The organism is Nonomuraea sp. NPDC052116 (genome assembly GCF_040680035.1).
GTDB lineage: Bacteria > Actinomycetota > Actinomycetes > Streptosporangiales > Streptosporangiaceae > Nonomuraea > Nonomuraea angiospora_A.
On record NZ_JBFAWA010000071.1, the window covers coordinates 1 to 15,812 of the forward strand.

Below are 15,812 nucleotides of genomic sequence, written 5' to 3' on the forward strand. Positions count from 1 at the left end.
TGCCGTAGTCGAAGCAGCAGCCGCCGTTGTAGTGCGTGCCGTCGAAGATGGCGTACATGCCTTCCGGCTGGTCTCCCCTGGCGACGCCGTTGGTGTTGTTGTTGCGGTAGCCGGTGCCGGGGGCCACGTAGACGCCGTACGCCTTGTGGCCGTTGACCGTGGTCGGCGCCGCGGTCGCGTTCGCGAGGTTGTCGTATCCGCCCGGAGCCGGGCCCGGGAACCCGCCGGGAGGCGCCTGGGTGAGGTGGTTACCCCGGCCGGATTGGTCGTAAATGATGGTGATGAGGCAGGTCGTGCCGGCGCAGAACGAATCCTGCGTGGCGGCGTTGGCGGACCCGCCCGCGCTCAGGACGCCGATGTTCTGGGTGGCGTTGTCCGAGGAGCGGCGTACCTGGTAGAGCGAGCCGTTGTAGGAGGCGTACAGGGCGCGGGTCGTGCTGTGCGCCGCCACGCACGGCGTGCCGCCCGCGGCGTAGATGTCGCACGGCTGGTTCGACGGCGGCGGCGGCGTGACGGTGGGAGTGGGGGTGGGGGTGGAGACGCCGCCGGTGCAGGTGACGCCGTTGAGGGCGAAGCTCGTCGGCACCGGGTTGGAGCCGCTGTACGCCCCGTTGAACCCGAAGCTGATGCTGCCGCCGCTGGGGATGCCGGCGTTGTAGCTGACGTTGGACACCGTGACCTGGGAGCCGGACTGGGTGTAGGTGCCGTTCCACAGCTGGGTGATGGTCTGACCGGCGGGGAACGCCCAGGTCAGCTTCCAGCCGTTGATCGGGTCACCCAGGTTGTTAACGCTAACATTCGCGCCGAAGCCGCCGGGCCACTGGTTGGTCACCGTGTAGGTGACCTGGCAACCGGCTGCGACGGCCGACGCGACGTGCGTTCCGGCCAAACCAACACCGGCCGTCAACAGCGCGGCGACGGCCGCGGCCGACAGTTTCCACCGTCGGCGGAAAGAGCTGACATGTCGCACTGGTGTTTTCCCATTCTCCGAGATGTGGTCGAGCCGACAGTCCTCGGCGGGGAGCGATTAGTCAACGAGTCCGGCTCCCCTCAATTCCGGATCTCCGCTGACCTGGGGCTCGGTAACTTGGGGAACCGGTCGGAGGAGAAACTTTCATCCGTTTCTTCGGCAACGATCGGTAGATCGCCCGGGGCTGCTGTGGCGGATGAGCTCAAACACAAAAATCGTGATTACATATGACGCTTGGGCTTTGACGTGCTATTTGCGATTAACGAGGTAACTGAGAATATCTGTATGGGTATGTCCGGTTCCATCTGAGTGTCCGCTGAAACGGCGGATGCCAGGTTCCGGACCGATCTATCCATGAACGGAAACGAGACACGTGAACACCAACAGTCGGCGGACGCAAGGGCGGCTCGCAGCACTAGCTATCACCGGCGCGGTCGCCGGTGTCATGCTCCTTCCACTGGGCCAGGGGGTGGCCACCGCCAGCACGGCCGGCGGCCCGCCCGCGCCGCGTAAGGTGACCCGCGTGGTGCAGCAGGCCGCGCCGAGGGTCGTCAGCCACGAGAAGCCCGTCTTCATTCCTCGGTTCATCCGGCAGGGGCGCGAGCGCGTCTTCGTCGACGTGGAGAACCGCAACCGCAACCTCAACAGGCACGAGCGCCGGCGCGAGCACCGCCACCACGAGCACCAGGACAATCACAAGAACGACGGCAGCTGGACCGACAACTCCGCCACCGAGACCCCGGAGTGGTCGGAAGACACCTCGGCGGAGTGAGGGGTCCTTCCGCTGACACCGCGGCCGGCGCCAGGTGAAAATCGCTCGCGCCTGCTCGGTGACGGTGGACGATATCGGCGTCGAGGAACAATGGAGTGGTTTAATCCATTGTTCCCGACGCCGAACTCGGCGTTAGGCTTCGGTCTTATGGATGTGATCTCTCCTCCCAAGCTGAACGCAGGCGACGTCGTACGAGTGGTGGCCCCGGCCATGTCCCGCGCGATGGTCATGGAGCACGATCACACCGACCTCATCAGGTCCCGGTTCGCCGAGCTCGGCCTGACGCTCTCCTACGGCGCCCATGTCGATGAGCGGGACGCGTTCGACTCCTCCAGCGTCGCCTCGCGGGTCGCCGATCTGCACGAGGCCTTCGCGGACCCGTCGGTGGCGGCGATCCTGACGGTCATCGGCGGCTACAACTGCAACGAACTCCTGCCGTACCTGGACTGGGAGCTGATCCGCGCCAATCCGAAGATCTTGTGCGGCTACTCCGACATCACCGCTCTGCAGAACGCCATCCTCGCTCGCGCCGGGCTGGTCACCTACTCCGGTCCGCACTGGTCGACGTTCGGGATGCGGGATCACTTCGAGGAGACGCTGCGCTGGTTCACCTCGGTCATGTTCGACACCGCTCCGGTCGCGCTGACCCCGGCGGTGCGGTGGACCGACGATCTCTGGTTCCTCGACCAGGACAAGCGCGAACCGATCCCCAACGAGGGATGGTGGCCGCTGCGGCCCGGCACCGCCGAGGGACGCATCGTCGGCGGCAATCTGTGCACACTGAACCTGCTGGCGGGCACCCCGTACATGCCGTCCCTCGACGGCGCGATCCTGATCGTCGAGGACGACTTCGAGTCGCATCCGGCGACGTTCGCCCGTGACCTGACCTCACTGCTGCAGCTTCCCGACGCCCCGAAGATCCGAGGACTGGCCGTCGGACGGTTCCAGCACGCCAGCCGCATGTCCCGCCCGCTGCTGGAACAGATCATCGCCACCCAACCGGCGCTGAGCCGCGTCCCCGTCCTGGCCAACATCGACGTCGGCCACACCAACCCCCTGGCCACCTTCCCGATCGGCGGCCAGGCCGGGCTCGCCGTCACCGACACCGAGTCGAGCCTGACGCTGCTCCGCCACTGACCGCCCGGATCACTGTGCGGGGCGGAGGGCGAAGACGGCCAGCGTGGCGGCGATCAGGAAGCCGAGGCCGCCGACGGCGACGTCGGCGTGCAGGCCCGCGACGAGACCGCCGCCCGCGACCAGCGTGCCGACCAGCGCCACCCCGATCGCGCTGCCGGTCTGACGGGCGGCGTTGAACACCGCGGAGGCCGCCCCGCCGAGCTCGGGCGGCGCCGCCTCCATGATCGCCGCGGTGGCGGCCGGCATCGTGAAACCGGTCCCGAAGCCGGTGAGCATCAGCGGTACGACCAGCGCCCAGTAGCTCGTGCCGGCGTCGGCCGGCAGCCAGCTCAGCAGCCCGATCCCGCCGATGATCAGCCCGTACGCCATCGGCGGGCGCGGCCCGGTGCGCGCGGCGACCCAGCCGCTCAGCGGCGAGGCGATCGGCGGCATCAGCGCCATCGGCAGCATCGCCAGCCCGGTCGCCATCGCGTCGAGGTGCCGTACCTGCTGGAAGTACAGCGGCACGACGAACAGCAGGCCGTAGAAGCCGAGGTTGAGCAGCACCCCGATGGCGGCCGAGGCGGAGAAGCGGCGGCTCGCGAACAGCTCCAGCGGCAGCATCGGCGCGCTCGCCCGGCGTTCGAGCAGCAGGAACGCCGGCAGCGCGAGCACGAACAGAGCCAGCCCGCCCAGCACCACCGGCGAGGTCCAGCCGCTCGCCCCGGCCTCGATCAACGCCGCGGTCAGCCCGGCCAGGCTCAACGCCCCGGCCACCTGCGCCGGCACGTCCAGTCCCCTGCGCTCCGTGCCCCGCTCTGCCCGGCCGGGGACGTGCCGTACGGTGAGCAGGACGCCGAGCAGGCCGAACGGGATGTTCACGAAGAACACCGCCCGCCAGCCGATCGCCGACACCAGCACGCCACCGAGCACCGGCCCCGTGCAGGCGGCGATCCCCGCGACCATGCCCCACACGCCGAACGCCCGCGCCCGCGCCGCCCGCTCCGGGTACGCGTCGCGCAGCAGCGCCAGCGAGGCCGGCACCATGGCCGCGGCGCCGGCGCCCTGCACCAGCCGGGCCCCGATCAGCGCACCGGCCGACGTCGCCAGCCCGCACCAGGCCGAGGCCACGGTGAACACCGCCAGCCCGGCCAGGAAAACCGGCTTCCCGCCGAGCCGGTCGTTGAGCCCGCCACAGAACAGCAGCAGCCCGGCGAAGGCCAGTGTGTAGCCGTCGACGACCCACTGCAGTTCGGTCAGCCCGGCGGGCAACCGGGCGCCGATCACCGGGATCGCCACGGTGACCACGGTGACGTCCAGGATGACCAGGAAATATCCGAGACAGAGCGCGATCAGCGGTGACCAGCCCGCGGTCCGCGAGAGGGACGCGGTCGGCTCTCTCGTTGTAGGGGTCATGCCTTCAGTCTGGGACGGAACTACTACGGCGAACGCCGAACTGTCGTCGTCCTAGACTGGCCTCATGTGGAAGACCGCCACGGAGGCCGACATCGCGCACGTCGCGGCGGCCATCGGTGATCCGACCCGGACCAAGGTGCTGCGCGCCCTCGCCGACGGCGGCGTGCTGCCCGCCAGCGCGCTGGCCGCCGAGGCCGGGGTGAGCATGTCCACGATCAGCGGCCACCTGACCAAGCTGCGCGAGGCCAAGCTGCTCACCGTCGAGCACGACGGCCGGCACCGCTATTACCGCCTGGCCAGCACCGACGTGGCGCGGGCGCTGGAGGAGCTGGCCAGGATCGCCCGGCCGCTGCCGGTCACGTCGCTGCGGGAGGACGTCCGCAACCAGGCGCTGCTGCGCGCCCGGCTCTGCTACGACCACCTCGCCGGGCGGCTCGGGGTGGTGCTGCTCGCCGCGCTGGTGGACGGCGGCGTGCTCGCCGCCACCGGCGCGAACGGCTACCGGATCACCCCGACGGGCCTCGGCAGGCTGGGGGAGTTCGGGATCGACGTCGAGGAGTTCTCCCGGCGGCGACCGGCGATCCGCTACTGCGTCGACTGGGGCGAGGGCCGCCACCACCTCGCGGGCGCGCTCGGCGCGGCCATCGCGACCCGGTTGTTCGCGCTGGACTGGCTGCGCCGCGGCCGGGCCCGCCGGGTCGTCCAGCTCACCGACGCGGGCCGCACCGGGCTGCACGAGACCTTCGGCGTCCCCCTCGACTGGGAAACCCCGCAAGCCGTATCCCGCTGATCCGATCCGGTCAGGGTCTAGAGTCGTCCACCGTGACCGAAACCCCCTCCTATCTGACCACGACGGCGGAGGCCTACGACGCTGTCGCCGTCCTCTACGCCGAGCTCGCCCGGGACGCACTCGACCGCCAGCCCCTGGATCGCGCAGCACTCGCCGCGTTCGCGGACTACGTGCGGACCGGCGAGGCCGGGCCCTTGGTCGCCGAGGTGGGATGCGGCCCCGGCCAGACGACGGCGCACCTCCGGGATCTGGGGCTGGACGCCTTCGGCATCGACCTGTCCCCTGCGATGATCAAGCTTGCCCGCGAGGCCCAGCCCGACCTGCGCTTCGAGGTGGGCTCCATGGACGCCCTCGACCTGGCCGACGGTGCGCTGGGCGGCATCCTGTCCTGGTACTCCGTCATCCACATTCCGCCGCAGGACCTGCTGCCGTACTTCGCCGAGTTCCACCGGGCGCTGGCCCCGGGCGGCCACCTCCTGCTCGGCTTCTTCGAGTCCGAGGGCGGGCCGCTGGTGTCGTTCGATCACAAGGTCACGCTCGCCTACCGCTGGCCGATCGACGACCTCGCCGAACTGGCGCGCGCGGCAGGGTTCGTCGAAGTGGGACGAATGCTGCGTGAGCCCCAGGAGGACGAGCGATTCCGCCGGGGCTGCCTGCTGATGCAAAGGCAGTAGATCCGGGTCGATTCTCCTGACCTGCCCCTGCGGCACAAGCCCGAAGGCCACTTCCTGACCTCAGGAAGTGGCCTTCGGCGTGCAGGCGCTGAATGCGCCTGCGGCTCAGCTGCAGCGCGCGACCCGGCTCACGGAGTACGGCTTGTAGGCGGCGGCGTAGAACTTCTTCTTGCCCTTGGTGTGGGCGTTGACGGTCATGCAGCGGTACTTGGAGGCCTTGTCACCGACCGAGCCCTTCCTGACGAACATGATCTTGACACTGACCTTGTGGCTGCAGTGGTTGTTGAAGTAGATGGTCGCGGTCGTGTTGCCCTCGCCCCAGGAGTAGTTGGCCCACTTGCCCCTGGGCTTGGAGCAACTGACGCTGTCGCGCTCGATCCCGGCTCGGGCCGACGCCGTACCGGCCTTCGTCGCGGCGCCGCATTCGCGCGCACATGATCGAGCAGGAGAGCCGATGACCGAAGACGTGCGGGCCGCTGCCCGGCGCATGTACGCGGCGTTCAACGCCCACGACCACGCTGCCACCGCGGAGATCTTCACCGCGGACTTCTACAGCCACCCCCTGGACACGACCGGCCCCGAGAGCGTCACCCGGTCGTGGCAACGGTTCCACGAGACCTTCCCGGATGCCCGGGTCGTCGTCGAGGACATGGTCGTCGAAGGTGACACGGCAGCCGTCCGTACGAGTGTGCACGGCATTCCCGGGCGGCAACCACCGACCATGCTGGAGATCTTCCGCGTGCGCGACGGACGGATCGCCGAGCTGTGGGGGCTGTCGTCGCTGCGACGTGACTCCTGACGCAGCGGTTCGGCGCACAGCTGTGGCGCCGAGACCGCGTGACGTCTCTTCCCTGGTCCGATCTCCTGAGAACGGCTCAGGCGGGGAGCACCTTGAAGCGGCGGTTGACCAGGCTCGGGTTCTTGGCGCGTACGGCGCGTAGCCGCTCCGCGCCGATGACGGCCGACGCCACCCCCGGCGCCTCGCCAGCCGACGCCACCACCGTGCCCATTGGGTCCACGACCGCGCTCTGCCCCGTGCAGACGGGGCCGGTCTGGCCGCTGGCCAGGACGTACGCGGTGTTCTCGATCGCGCGGGCGCGGACCAGCGTGATCCAGTGGTCCTCCTTGGCGGGCCCGGCGACCCACGCGGCGGGTACGACGAAGGCCTCGGCCCCGGCGTCGACCAGGAACCGGGCCATCTCCGGGAAACGGAGGTCGTAGCAGGTCAGGACGCCGAAAGTGAGGTCGTCCAGGGTGAAGACGAGCGGTTCCGGCGCGTGCGCCTGCACCCGGTCGGACTCGCGGTAGCCGAAGGCGTCGTAGAGGTGCACCTTGCGGTAGACGCCGAGCAGGTCGCCGCCCGCGTCCACGGCGAGCACGGTGTTGCTGGGCTTGCCGCGCTCCCCGGCGGGCGCCTCGGTCATGCCGGCGACGACCGCGATGCCGTGCTTCTTCGCCAGCCCGCCGATCGCGGTCGCGAAGGGCCCGTCGAGGGGCTCCGAGTCGGGGACGATGTCGGCCGTCACGTCCGGGTTGGAGTACATGGCGTTCTCCGGCAGGACGACGAGCCGCGCCCCTTGGGCCGCCGCCTGCTCGATCAGCCCGGTGGCGGCGTCGAGGTTGGCGGGCTTGTCGGTGGTGGCGCTGAACTGTCCGACGGTGACGAGCATGCAGGGTCTCCTAATGGGTGAGTTCGTGGGTCTGGTCGAGCGCGGCCTTGAAACCGGCCATGATGGCGCCGTGCTCCATGGTCAGGACGAGCTGGTCGGCCCCGTTCTCCAGAGCGAACGCCTTCTCCTCCGGCGACCACGCGGGCAGCACCCAGGGTTTGCCCGCGGCGCGGGCCGCGTCCGCCACGATCTTGAGGTCGGCGAAGTCCCCCTCCGAGCGGGAGTAGGCGCCCCGGCCGCGGCGGATGGACAGGTCGCTGGGGCCGATGAAGACGCCGTCGACCGTGTCGAGCGCGAGGATGTCGTCGATCTGCTCGATGGCGCCCGCGTCCTCGATCATCGGGTAGACGCGGGTCTCGCGATCTTGGCGTACGATCCACTCGTCGTCGAACCCGCCGTACCGCGCCGTCCGTCCGCCCGCGAAGCTTCTGTCGCCCAGAGGGGGGAACTTCCCGAAGGCGCAGACGGCGGCCGCGTGCGCGGCGCCCTCGATGTGGGGCACGACGACGGCGGTGGCGCCGAAGTCGAGGGCCTGCTGGATCGGCCCCCGCTCGGGACCGAGCACCTTGGCCAGCACCTCCAGGCCGAGACCACGGAGGAACGGGACGAAGCGTTCGAGGTCGGCCAGGTCGAAAGAGCCGTGTTCGATATCGAGGACCACCGCGCCGTAGCCCAGGTCGGCCACGATCTCGGCCGCGGCGAAACTCGGACCGGACAGCCAGGCGGCGTATCTCCGCTGCAACGGATACTCCTTCTCACAGTTAATATACGCTGTGTATACACACGAGCGTGGGGGTGGCATGAACTGGGAACCGGACATCGCGCCGGCGGCTACCGCGGGCGAGCGCGCCTACCGATGGACGCGCGAGGCGATTCTCGGCGGCCGGTTTCCCGAGGGGTCCTTCCTGGAGGAGAAGCTGGTCTGCGACGAGGCCGGCGTGTCGCGCACTCCCGTCCGTGAGGCGTTCCACCGCCTGGCGGCCGAGAAGTACATCGACCTCCTGCCCAGGCGCGGCGCGCAGGTGCGCAGCGTGACGGCCGCCGAGTTGTTCGAGACGTACGAGATGCGACTGGTGCTCGAGATCCACGGCTTCCGGATCCTGTGCGACAAGAAGACCGACATCCCGCAGGAGCTGTCGGGGCACCTGGACCTGATGGAGGATCCGGACATGGTGGCGCGGTGCAGGGCGGGCGACCGCGACGCGATCGCCGAGCACGCCAAGATGGACTTCTTCTTCCACTTCGCGTTCGTCAGGGCGACGGGCAACACCGTGCTGACCGACCTGTTCAGCAGCCTCCAGCCACGGCACCAGCGGATCGGGGTCAGCGCCGTGGCGGCGCGCCCCGACCGGCTGGCGGTCATCAACCCCGAGCACCGCACCCTGCTCGCGGCCCTGACTATGCACGACTTCGACACCGCCGAACGCACCCTGCGCAACCACCTGCGGCCCGACGAGCGGGTGGTCTCCCACCTGAGGTGATCATCTGGCGATCGCCCGCCACAGCTCGCGGCGCTCGGCCTGCTCGGCGGGGTCGGGCACCGGCGCCGCCGCGACCAGCCTCCTGGTGTAATCCGTCCGGGGATCGTTCAGCACCTCGCGGGCGGGGCCGTGTTCGACCATCCGCCCCTGTTGCAGCACGGCGACGTCGTGCGCGAGCAACTCGACCACGCCCAGGTCGTGGCTGATGAACAGGCAGGAGAAACCGAGCCTGTCCTGCAACTCCTGGAACAACCGCAGCACCGTGGCCTGCACGGAGACGTCCAGCGCCGAGGTGGGCTCATCGGCGATGAGCAGCTCGGGCTCCAGCGCCAGCGCGCGGGCGATCCCGACGCGCTGGCGCTGGCCGCCCGACAGCTCGTGCGGGAACCTGCCGGCCCAGTTCCTGGGCAGCTCCACCTGGTCGAGCAGCTCCAGCACCCGCTCGCGGACGGCGGCGCGGCCCGCGTACCGGTTGATGATCATCGGGGCCGCGATCGAGTCGCCGATCGACCGGCGCGGGTCGAGCGAGGACCCCGGGTCCTGGAAGACCATCGAGTACTTCCTGCGGAACCCGCGCAGCTCCCTGGCGCCGAGCCCGGTCACGTCCCGTCCGCAGATCTCGATCGTGCCGGACGTGGCGCGGACCAGCCCGACGATGGCCCGGCCGATCGTGGACTTGCCCGAGCCCGACTCGCCCACCAGGCCGAGGACCTTCCCCTTCCCGATCTCGAAGCTGATGTCGTGCACTGCTTTGAACCCTTTGCGGCCCAGTCGTCCCGGGTACTCGACCTGGAGCCCGGCGACCCGCAGCGTGGCACCCTCCGGCGTGTCGCCGCCGGACGGCACAGGCTCGGCCTGGCCGCGCCGGGGCACCGCGGACAGCAGCTTGGTGGTGTACTCGTGCCGGGGTTCGGCGAACAACCGGGCGACCGGGGCCTCCTCGACGACCTCGCCCTGCTTCATCACCACCACCCGGTCGGCCAGGTCGGCGACCACGCCCATGTCATGGGTGATGACCACGACCGCCGAGCCGAGGTCCTTCTGCAGGCGGCGCAGCAACTCCAGGATCTCCGCCTGCACCGTGACGTCGAGGGCCGTGGTCGGCTCGTCGGCGATGATGACCTCGGGCGACCAGGCGATCGCCATCGCGATCATCGCGCGCTGCCGCTGGCCGCCGGAGAGCTGGTGCGGGTAGCTGTCGATCCGCGACTCCGGCTCCGGGATGCCGACCTTCCTCAGCAGCTCCAACGTACGTGAGCGGGCCTCGGCGGCCGGTACGCGCTCGTGGCACTGGATCGCCTCGATGATCTGCTCGCCGATGGTGTAGACCGGGTTCAGCGCGGTCATCGGCTCCTGGAAGATCATCGCGATCCGCTTGCCCCGGATGTCGCGCAGCGCCTCCTCGCCGAGGTCGAGCAGCTCGGTGTCGCCGTACCGGATGCTGCCGCGACGGCGCGCGTTCTTGGCCAGCAGTCCGAGCACCGACATCGAGCTGACGGACTTGCCCGAGCCGGACTCCCCGACGAGCGCCACCACCTCGCCCTTGGCGACCGTGAAGCTGACGTTCTTGACGGCGGGCACCCACGTGCCCGCGATCTGGAAGTCCACCGAGAGCCCCTCGACTGAGAGGATCGGCTCCGCGGGATTCGTGCCGGTTGTCATGCTTCCCTCGAGGTGTTCCGGTCGTATTCCTGTATGTAGGCGGAGCAGAAACCGATCACCCGCTCGATCCAGACCTCGCCCGTCTTCGCGTTGCCGAGACTCACGTCGCCGGTGCAGCCGGTCGCGCTCACCTCGGAGAAGTCCCACAGGACGGTCCCGCGCACGTCGTGCCCCGGGATCGCCGCCTCCGTGTAGCTCGTCGGGGTCCAGCCGCTGCCCGACGCCAGGCCGCCCGAGACGGCCAGCTCGCTCTGGACCTGGTCGGGGAACATCGCGAGCATCGCGGAGTGCTCGGGCTCCGCGCCGTGGCCGTACGCCGTGGCCGGGTCGTCGTACACGTCGCGCATGAGCGCGTAGCCGAGCTGCCACGGGTACAGATGGCCGACGAGAACGCCCAGGTCATGACGTGCCTGGAGGCCGGCGTCGATGACGGGCCCGACGTTGCCGCCGTTGTTGTTGATGATGATCACGCGACGGAAGCCGGACTGCACGAGCGCCTCGATGATCTCGTACGTGACGGCGCGCAGCGTCGCCTGGCTCAGCGAGAGGTTGCCGTTGAAACCGCGGAAGACCCCGGAGTGCCCGTAGTGGAGGGCGGGCGCGACGTAGCAGCCGTTCTCCTTCGCCAGCTTGTCGGCCACCCATTCCGCCACGATGGAGTCCTCGTGGATCGGCAGGTGCGGGCCGTGCTGCTCGACCGCGCCGATCGGCAGCAGGATGATCGGGTCCCGTTCCGCCAACTCCTTGACCTGGGTCCAGGACAGCTCGCCGAGCCTGTGGGTGGAAGGGAGGGTCATGAATGCGTTCCTTTCAGTTGGTGCCACGGCGCCGCGGGTCGAGCAGGTCGCGGATGCCGTCCCCGAACACGTTGAGCGCGAGGACGACGAGGATGATGAGCACGGACGGATAGAGCAGCAGCGTCGGCTGGACCTCCAGGAAGTCGCGGCCCGAGCCGACCATCGTCCCGAGCGAGGGCAGCGGCGGCTGCGCGCCGAGACCGAGGAAGCTCAGCCCGGCCTCCATCTGGATGGCGAAGCTCACCGACAGGCTCAGCTGGACGATGATGGGCGCCGCCACGTTCGGCAGGATCGTCCCGACGAGGATTCCCGCGGGCCGCGCGCCCATGATCTTCGAGGCTTCGACGTACTCCAGGTTCCGGATGGCCAGAACCTGGGTGTAGACGATCCTGGTGAACCTCGGGATGTACAGGACGCCGATCACCAGGACGACGTTCACCAGGGCCGGGCCCATGATCGCCACCACCGCGATGGCCAGCACGATCGGGGGGAAGCTCAGCAGGACGTCGATGCCGCGCATGATGATCGTCGAGGCCCAGCGGCCGACGTACCCGGCCACGAGCCCGAGCGCGACCCCGATGACCGCCGCCACCAGCACCGCCGACAGCGCCACCCCGAGCGACACCTGGAGCCCGACCAGCAGGCGCGACAGGACGTCGCGCCCGAAGTCGTCGATGCCGAGCACGGAGGCCGAGGTCAACGGCTTGCCGACGATGTCGCGGTAGTCGTACGGCGCGATCAGCCTGGCGAACAGCGTGACGATCGCGATCAGCAGCAGGAAAGCGCCCGCGACGGACGTCCTGCGGTTGGACAGCATGCGCCGGAGGAAGGTCCTCCTGTCGGCGCTCTCGATCGCAGGCGCGCCTGACAGCACGGTGGCCATGATCAGTTATCCTCCGCCCGGGGGTCGAGTGCCCTGGCGACCAGGTCTCCGACCAGGTTGACCAGGATGACGATGGTGGCCGCGGCGAGGACGACGGCCTGGATGACGGGATAGTCGCGCTGTCCCACGGCGTTCATGAGCAGGGAGCTCATCCCCGGCCACCCGAAGATGGTCTCGACCAGGACCGTGCTCCCGATCAGCGTCGTCAGCTCGACCGTCGTCGCGGAGACGACGGCGAGCAGCGCCGTACGCAGCGCGTGCCGGTTGATGACGTGCTTCTCGACCAGGCCCTTCGCCCGTGCCGTGCGGACGTAGTCGGCGTTGAGCGTTTCCAGCATCGACGCCCTGGTCATCCTCGTCACCACCGCGCACGAGGCCGCCGTCAACGTGGCCACGGGCAGGATGAGGATCTGCAGGTGGGCGAGCGGATCCTCGAACGGCGAGGCGAACCGGCGCGGCGGCAGGATCGGGATGAAGAACGCGAACACCAGCAGCAACAAGGTGCCGATCACGAACACCGGCAGCGAGATCCCGAAGATCGACCCGGCGACCAGCGCGTGGTCGGCCGGCTTGTCGGCGCGCGTGGCGGCGATCCGGCCCAGCGCGATGCCGATCACCAGCGAGATCGCCAGCGCGATGAGGACGAGCTCCAGCGAGTTGCCGATCCGGGACGGCAGGTCCTGCATCACCGGGCGGCCGCTGATCAGCGAGGTGCCGAGGTCGCCTTGGAACAGCCGGGTCCAGAACCCGACGAACTGGCTGAAGAACGGCTCTTCGAGGTGCATCGCGGCCCGGGTGGCGGCGATCTGCTCGTCGGTGGCCGCGTCGCCGAGCACCGCCCTGGCCGGATCGCCGGGGATGAGCCGTACGAGGAAGAACACGATGGTTCCGACGAGGAGCAACTGCAGGATCGCCTGGGCGAACCGCTTGGCCAGGAAACGCCTCACGCCGTCTTCTCCATCCAGGTCCGGCGCAGGGCCGTGGCGGTCCAGGCGCCCTTCGGGGGGTGCTCGTAGCCCTTGACGTGGTTGTAGTGGGCCTCGCCCTGCTCGCGGCGGATCGTGTACGTCATCGGGACCAGCTCCAGGGCCCGTTTCTCGATGTCCAGGTAGATCTCGTTGCGCAGGCTCTGGTCGGAGCTCCTGCGTGCCTGGGTCAGCAGCTCGTCGATCTTGTCGTCGGCGAAGTCGAGGTACTTGGCGAAGGCGCCGGTGCTGCCGATGAAGTCGCCGAGCGAGGCGGGATCACCGAACTTCGGCGCCGTCCCCCAGGAATGGACGGGGAAGACCTTGGTCGACACGCTGGAGCGGAAGGTCAGCCATTCCTGCTGGGTGAGGTTCACGTTCAGCCCCGCGGCGCGCAGGCCGGGCAGCATCGCCTGCGCGGGCCTGGCGATGACCGAGTACGAGCTGGTGGTCACCACCGGCAGCGTCAGGCCCTCCTGCCCGGCCTGTTTGAGCAGGAATCTGGCCTGTTCCGGGTCGTAGGGCATGGAGCCGGCGAGCTGGGGCGCGTACGGGGCGAAGGTCTCCGACATCAGAGCGCCGTCCATCGGCTTGCCGTGCCCCAGCAGCGCGGTGTCCAGGACGGACTGCCTGTTGATCGACATCGCGATGGCCCTGCGGACGCGTACGTCGTTGAAGGGGCGCCGGCTGGTCACGAAGCCCACGAAGCCGAACCCGAAGGTCTTGTCCGAGACGAACCGCAACCGCGGGTTCTCGGAGATGACGCCGACATGGGTGGCGGGGACGTAGTCGATCATGTCCACGGTCGCCGTCCGCAGCGCCGTCACGCGGGCGTAGTCGTCGCCCATCGGCTGGAAGACGATCCCGTTGAGGTACGGCAGGCCGTCCTCGAAGTAGTTCTCGAACCGGACATATGTGGTGCTCACCCCCGGGATGCGCTCCACGAATCGGAACGGTCCGGTGCCCATGACCTGCGTCTTGGTGTTCGCTCCCGACTCGATCCACTTCCTGGAGACGATGTTGGTGGTGGGCGCGGCCAGGGCGAACGGGAAGGCCACGTCGGGCTGCTTGAACCGGAACACCACGGTGGTGGCGTCGGGCGCCTCGACGGAGGCCACCTGGTCGAGCAGCGGAGCCGACGCCGCCGCGGTCGCCTTGTCCATCATGCGGCGGAAGGAGAAGACCACGTCGTCGGCCGTCATCGTGGACCCGTCGTGGAAGCCGACCCCGGGGTGCAGCTTGACCTTGTAGGTCAGCTCGTCGGCCCACCCGAACTCGCTCGCGAGATCACCGACGATCTCTCCGGCCCCGTTGTACTGGACCAGCCCGTTGTAGGCGAGCTGGCGCAGGTAGTCGGAGGCGCTGCCGCTGGTGAGGTGGGGGTCGAGGTTGGCGGGGTCGGTGGAGAGACCGAAATACAGCACTCCGCCGCGATTCGGTCCACCGCTACCCTCGCCCGGGCGGATTTCCTGCATCGATAGGGGCAAGGTCTCTGGGCTGCCGCAGGCCGTCAGGGCAGATGCCCCCAGCGTGGCTACGCTTCCGGCGAGAAATCCTCGCCTGCTGATCACTGCCATGACATCTCCGCCTCGTCAGGGCCTGGCGCTGAGTCGTTGGGGTTGGGGATCCATCAGGTATTGCGTATGTATACATGGCGTTCACACCAGGGTCAACGGGTTGCAGCCTGGCGGAATTTGAGATACCGGCCAGGACAAAACGCCCGCCGATGGCCCGTCGTAGGCTGAGTCCCGCACGTAACGGACAGGAGGCTGAGGTGGCCGAGACGACGGTGGCCGAGGTGATGGCCGAGCTGGCCGAACTCGAGGACCCGAAGGCACGCGCGGTGAACGAGAGACACGGTGACGATCACGGTGTGAACCTCGGCAAGCTGCGCGCGCTCGCGAAGCGGCTGAAGACGCAGCAGGAACTCGCGGGCCGGCTCTGGAAGACGGATGACACCGCGGCGAGACTGCTGGCGATCCTGATCTGCCGGCCGAAGGCGTTCGAGTGTGACGAGCTGGACGTCATGGTGCGCGAGGCCCGCGCACCCAAGGTGCACGACTGGCTCGTGAACTACGTGGTGAAGAAGAACCCGCACGCCGAAGAGCTGCGCCTGGCCTGGTCCGCCGATCCGGATCCAGCGGTCGCGAGCGCCGGCTGGGCGCTGACCACCGAACGCGTGGCGAAGAAGCCCGAGGTCTTCGACCTCTCAGGGCTGCTCGACGTCATCGAGGCGGAGATGAAGGACGCCCCGGATCGCCTGCAGTGGGCGATGAACCACTGCCTGGCCCAGATCGGGATCGAGCACGCCGAGCACCGCGCCCGTGCGATCGACATCGGTGAGCGCCTGGAGGTGCTCAAGGACTACCCGACCTCCCCGGGCTGCACGTCTCCGTTCGCGCCCACCTGGATCACCGAGATGGTGCGCCGGCAGGACGATCAGTAGGAAGGTCCGCACTCTCCGGCGTGTGTCTTTCTGCCGTGCAGAACGGCGCCACCCGCCGCGCCGCCTCCGCCCGGTGCGTCTCCCCATGCCCTCTTGCGGCATGACGCGACACTACGTATCGTGCCGATGTATCAAGTCGATATATCGGGCTGACGGTTCGCCGATAGCCC

At 69.0% G+C, this 15,812-nt stretch carries 17 protein-coding genes; 7 read left to right on the plus strand and 10 right to left on the minus strand.

Going from position 1 to position 15,812, the window contains the following annotated elements; genetic code table 11:
- Positions 1 to 889, minus strand: an 889-nt coding sequence (locus AB0L65_RS61140; RefSeq protein WP_364266670.1) for an arabinofuranosidase catalytic domain-containing protein, incomplete at its 3' end; no start/stop codon positions are given.
- Between the two features lie 526 nt (positions 890 to 1,415).
- Here AB0L65_RS61140 and AB0L65_RS61145 point away from each other — a divergent pair.
- Entirely contained in the window at positions 1,416 to 1,742 is a 327-nt protein-coding gene (locus tag AB0L65_RS61145) for a hypothetical protein (RefSeq protein ID WP_364266673.1), read from the plus strand.
- 147 nt (positions 1,743 to 1,889) lie between these two features.
- Positions 1,890 to 2,879 (plus strand): S66 peptidase family protein, encoded by a 990-nt coding sequence (locus tag AB0L65_RS61150; RefSeq protein WP_364266676.1) that lies wholly within the window; start codon positions 1,890 to 1,892, stop codon positions 2,877 to 2,879.
- Positions 2,880 to 2,888: 9 nt separating this feature from the next.
- Here AB0L65_RS61150 and AB0L65_RS61155 read toward each other — a convergent pair whose 3' ends face one another.
- A complete protein-coding gene (locus AB0L65_RS61155) occupies positions 2,889 to 4,274 on the minus strand; it encodes a DHA2 family efflux MFS transporter permease subunit (RefSeq protein ID WP_364266679.1) in 1,386 nt (461 codons plus the stop codon).
- Between the two features lie 64 nt (positions 4,275 to 4,338).
- On the opposite strand from AB0L65_RS61155, the gene AB0L65_RS61160 reads away from it, so the two are divergent.
- Together AB0L65_RS61160 and AB0L65_RS61165 are read left to right on the plus strand one after the other, a co-directional pair.
- Positions 4,339 to 5,064 carry a helix-turn-helix transcriptional regulator gene (locus AB0L65_RS61160; protein WP_364266682.1) on the plus strand — a complete coding sequence of 242 codons (726 nt, stop codon included), beginning with the start codon at positions 4,339 to 4,341 and terminating at the stop codon, positions 5,062 to 5,064.
- 32 nt (positions 5,065 to 5,096) lie between these two features.
- Positions 5,097 to 5,738 (plus strand): class I SAM-dependent methyltransferase, encoded by a 642-nt coding sequence (locus AB0L65_RS61165; RefSeq protein WP_364266685.1) that lies wholly within the window; start codon positions 5,097 to 5,099, stop codon positions 5,736 to 5,738.
- A 105-nt stretch (positions 5,739 to 5,843) separates the two neighbouring features.
- Here the strand turns inward: AB0L65_RS61165 and AB0L65_RS61170 are convergent, their stop codons facing one another.
- Complete coding sequence (locus AB0L65_RS61170) at positions 5,844 to 6,227, minus strand: hypothetical protein (protein ID WP_364266688.1); 384 nt, start codon at positions 6,225 to 6,227, stop codon at positions 5,844 to 5,846.
- Between AB0L65_RS61170 and AB0L65_RS61175 the strand changes: the two genes are divergently transcribed.
- Positions 6,193 to 6,537, plus strand: coding sequence for a nuclear transport factor 2 family protein (locus AB0L65_RS61175; RefSeq protein ID WP_192789116.1), 345 nt, complete (start codon positions 6,193 to 6,195; stop codon positions 6,535 to 6,537). The genes AB0L65_RS61170 and AB0L65_RS61175 overlap by 35 nt on opposite strands.
- Positions 6,538 to 6,613: 76 nt before the next feature.
- Here the strand turns inward: AB0L65_RS61175 and AB0L65_RS61180 are convergent, their stop codons facing one another.
- The gene (locus AB0L65_RS61180; RefSeq protein WP_364266691.1) at positions 6,614 to 7,408 is read right to left on the minus strand and encodes a carbon-nitrogen hydrolase family protein; all 795 of its coding nucleotides are present in this window, start codon (positions 7,406 to 7,408) and stop codon (positions 6,614 to 6,616) included.
- Positions 7,409 to 7,418: 10 nt separating this feature from the next.
- Positions 7,419 to 8,150: an aldolase/citrate lyase family protein gene (locus AB0L65_RS61185; RefSeq protein WP_364266694.1), complete on the minus strand. Its 732-nt coding sequence runs from the start codon at positions 8,148 to 8,150 to the stop codon at positions 7,419 to 7,421.
- Positions 8,151 to 8,208: 58 nt separating this feature from the next.
- Between AB0L65_RS61185 and AB0L65_RS61190 the strand changes: the two genes are divergently transcribed.
- Positions 8,209 to 8,889 carry a GntR family transcriptional regulator gene (locus tag AB0L65_RS61190; protein ID WP_364266697.1) on the plus strand — a complete coding sequence of 227 codons (681 nt, stop codon included), beginning with the start codon at positions 8,209 to 8,211 and terminating at the stop codon, positions 8,887 to 8,889.
- Here the strand turns inward: AB0L65_RS61190 and AB0L65_RS61195 are convergent, their stop codons facing one another.
- Genes AB0L65_RS61195 through AB0L65_RS61215 form a run of 5 tightly spaced genes read right to left on the minus strand, consistent with a single transcriptional unit; the run spans position 8,890 to position 14,620 of the window.
- Complete coding sequence (locus AB0L65_RS61195) at positions 8,890 to 10,551, minus strand: ABC transporter ATP-binding protein (protein WP_364266700.1); 1,662 nt, start codon at positions 10,549 to 10,551, stop codon at positions 8,890 to 8,892.
- Positions 10,548 to 11,348: a creatininase family protein gene (locus tag AB0L65_RS61200; protein WP_364266703.1), complete on the minus strand. Its 801-nt coding sequence runs from the start codon at positions 11,346 to 11,348 to the stop codon at positions 10,548 to 10,550. Before AB0L65_RS61200 ends, AB0L65_RS61195 begins: the two co-directional genes overlap by 4 nt.
- A gap of 13 nt (positions 11,349 to 11,361) precedes the next feature.
- Positions 11,362 to 12,231, minus strand: coding sequence for an ABC transporter permease (locus tag AB0L65_RS61205; RefSeq protein ID WP_364266706.1), 870 nt, complete (start codon positions 12,229 to 12,231; stop codon positions 11,362 to 11,364).
- Between the two features lie 2 nt (positions 12,232 to 12,233).
- Positions 12,234 to 13,178, minus strand: a complete 945-nt coding sequence (locus tag AB0L65_RS61210; protein WP_364266709.1) for an ABC transporter permease — start codon at positions 13,176 to 13,178, stop codon at positions 12,234 to 12,236.
- Complete coding sequence (locus AB0L65_RS61215; RefSeq protein WP_364266712.1) at positions 13,175 to 14,620, minus strand: ABC transporter substrate-binding protein; 1,446 nt, start codon at positions 14,618 to 14,620, stop codon at positions 13,175 to 13,177. The genes AB0L65_RS61210 and AB0L65_RS61215 overlap by 4 nt, the downstream gene beginning before the upstream one ends.
- Positions 14,621 to 14,970: 350 nt before the next feature.
- Here AB0L65_RS61215 and AB0L65_RS61220 point away from each other — a divergent pair, with 350 nt between their 5' ends.
- Positions 14,971 to 15,642 carry a DNA alkylation repair protein gene (locus tag AB0L65_RS61220; protein WP_364266715.1) on the plus strand — a complete coding sequence of 224 codons (672 nt, stop codon included), beginning with the start codon at positions 14,971 to 14,973 and terminating at the stop codon, positions 15,640 to 15,642.
- Positions 15,643 to 15,812: the final 170 nt, after the last annotated feature.

What these genes read in the sequence shown, in the direction of transcription:
- AB0L65_RS61180 (WP_364266691.1), bottom strand. Translation starts at nt 7,408, where the DNA reads ATGCTCGTCACCGTCGGACAGTTCAGCGCCACCACCGACAAGCCCGCC.
- AB0L65_RS61160 (WP_364266682.1), top strand. Translation starts at nt 4,339, where the DNA reads ATGTGGAAGACCGCCACGGAGGCCGACATCGCGCACGTCGCGGCGGCC.
- AB0L65_RS61170 (WP_364266688.1), bottom strand. Translation starts at nt 6,227, where the DNA reads ATGCGCCGGGCAGCGGCCCGCACGTCTTCGGTCATCGGCTCTCCTGCT.
- AB0L65_RS61195 (WP_364266700.1), bottom strand. Translation starts at nt 10,551, where the DNA reads ATGACAACCGGCACGAATCCCGCGGAGCCGATCCTCTCAGTCGAGGGG.
- AB0L65_RS61200 (WP_364266703.1), bottom strand. Translation starts at nt 11,348, where the DNA reads ATGACCCTCCCTTCCACCCACAGGCTCGGCGAGCTGTCCTGGACCCAG.
- AB0L65_RS61175 (WP_192789116.1), top strand. Translation starts at nt 6,193, where the DNA reads ATGACCGAAGACGTGCGGGCCGCTGCCCGGCGCATGTACGCGGCGTTC.
- AB0L65_RS61155 (WP_364266679.1), bottom strand. Translation starts at nt 4,274, where the DNA reads ATGACCCCTACAACGAGAGAGCCGACCGCGTCCCTCTCGCGGACCGCG.
- AB0L65_RS61145 (WP_364266673.1), top strand. Translation starts at nt 1,416, where the DNA reads ATGCTCCTTCCACTGGGCCAGGGGGTGGCCACCGCCAGCACGGCCGGC.
- AB0L65_RS61150 (WP_364266676.1), top strand. Translation starts at nt 1,890, where the DNA reads ATGGATGTGATCTCTCCTCCCAAGCTGAACGCAGGCGACGTCGTACGA.
- AB0L65_RS61190 (WP_364266697.1), top strand. Translation starts at nt 8,209, where the DNA reads ATGAACTGGGAACCGGACATCGCGCCGGCGGCTACCGCGGGCGAGCGC.
- AB0L65_RS61205 (WP_364266706.1), bottom strand. Translation starts at nt 12,231, where the DNA reads ATGGCCACCGTGCTGTCAGGCGCGCCTGCGATCGAGAGCGCCGACAGG.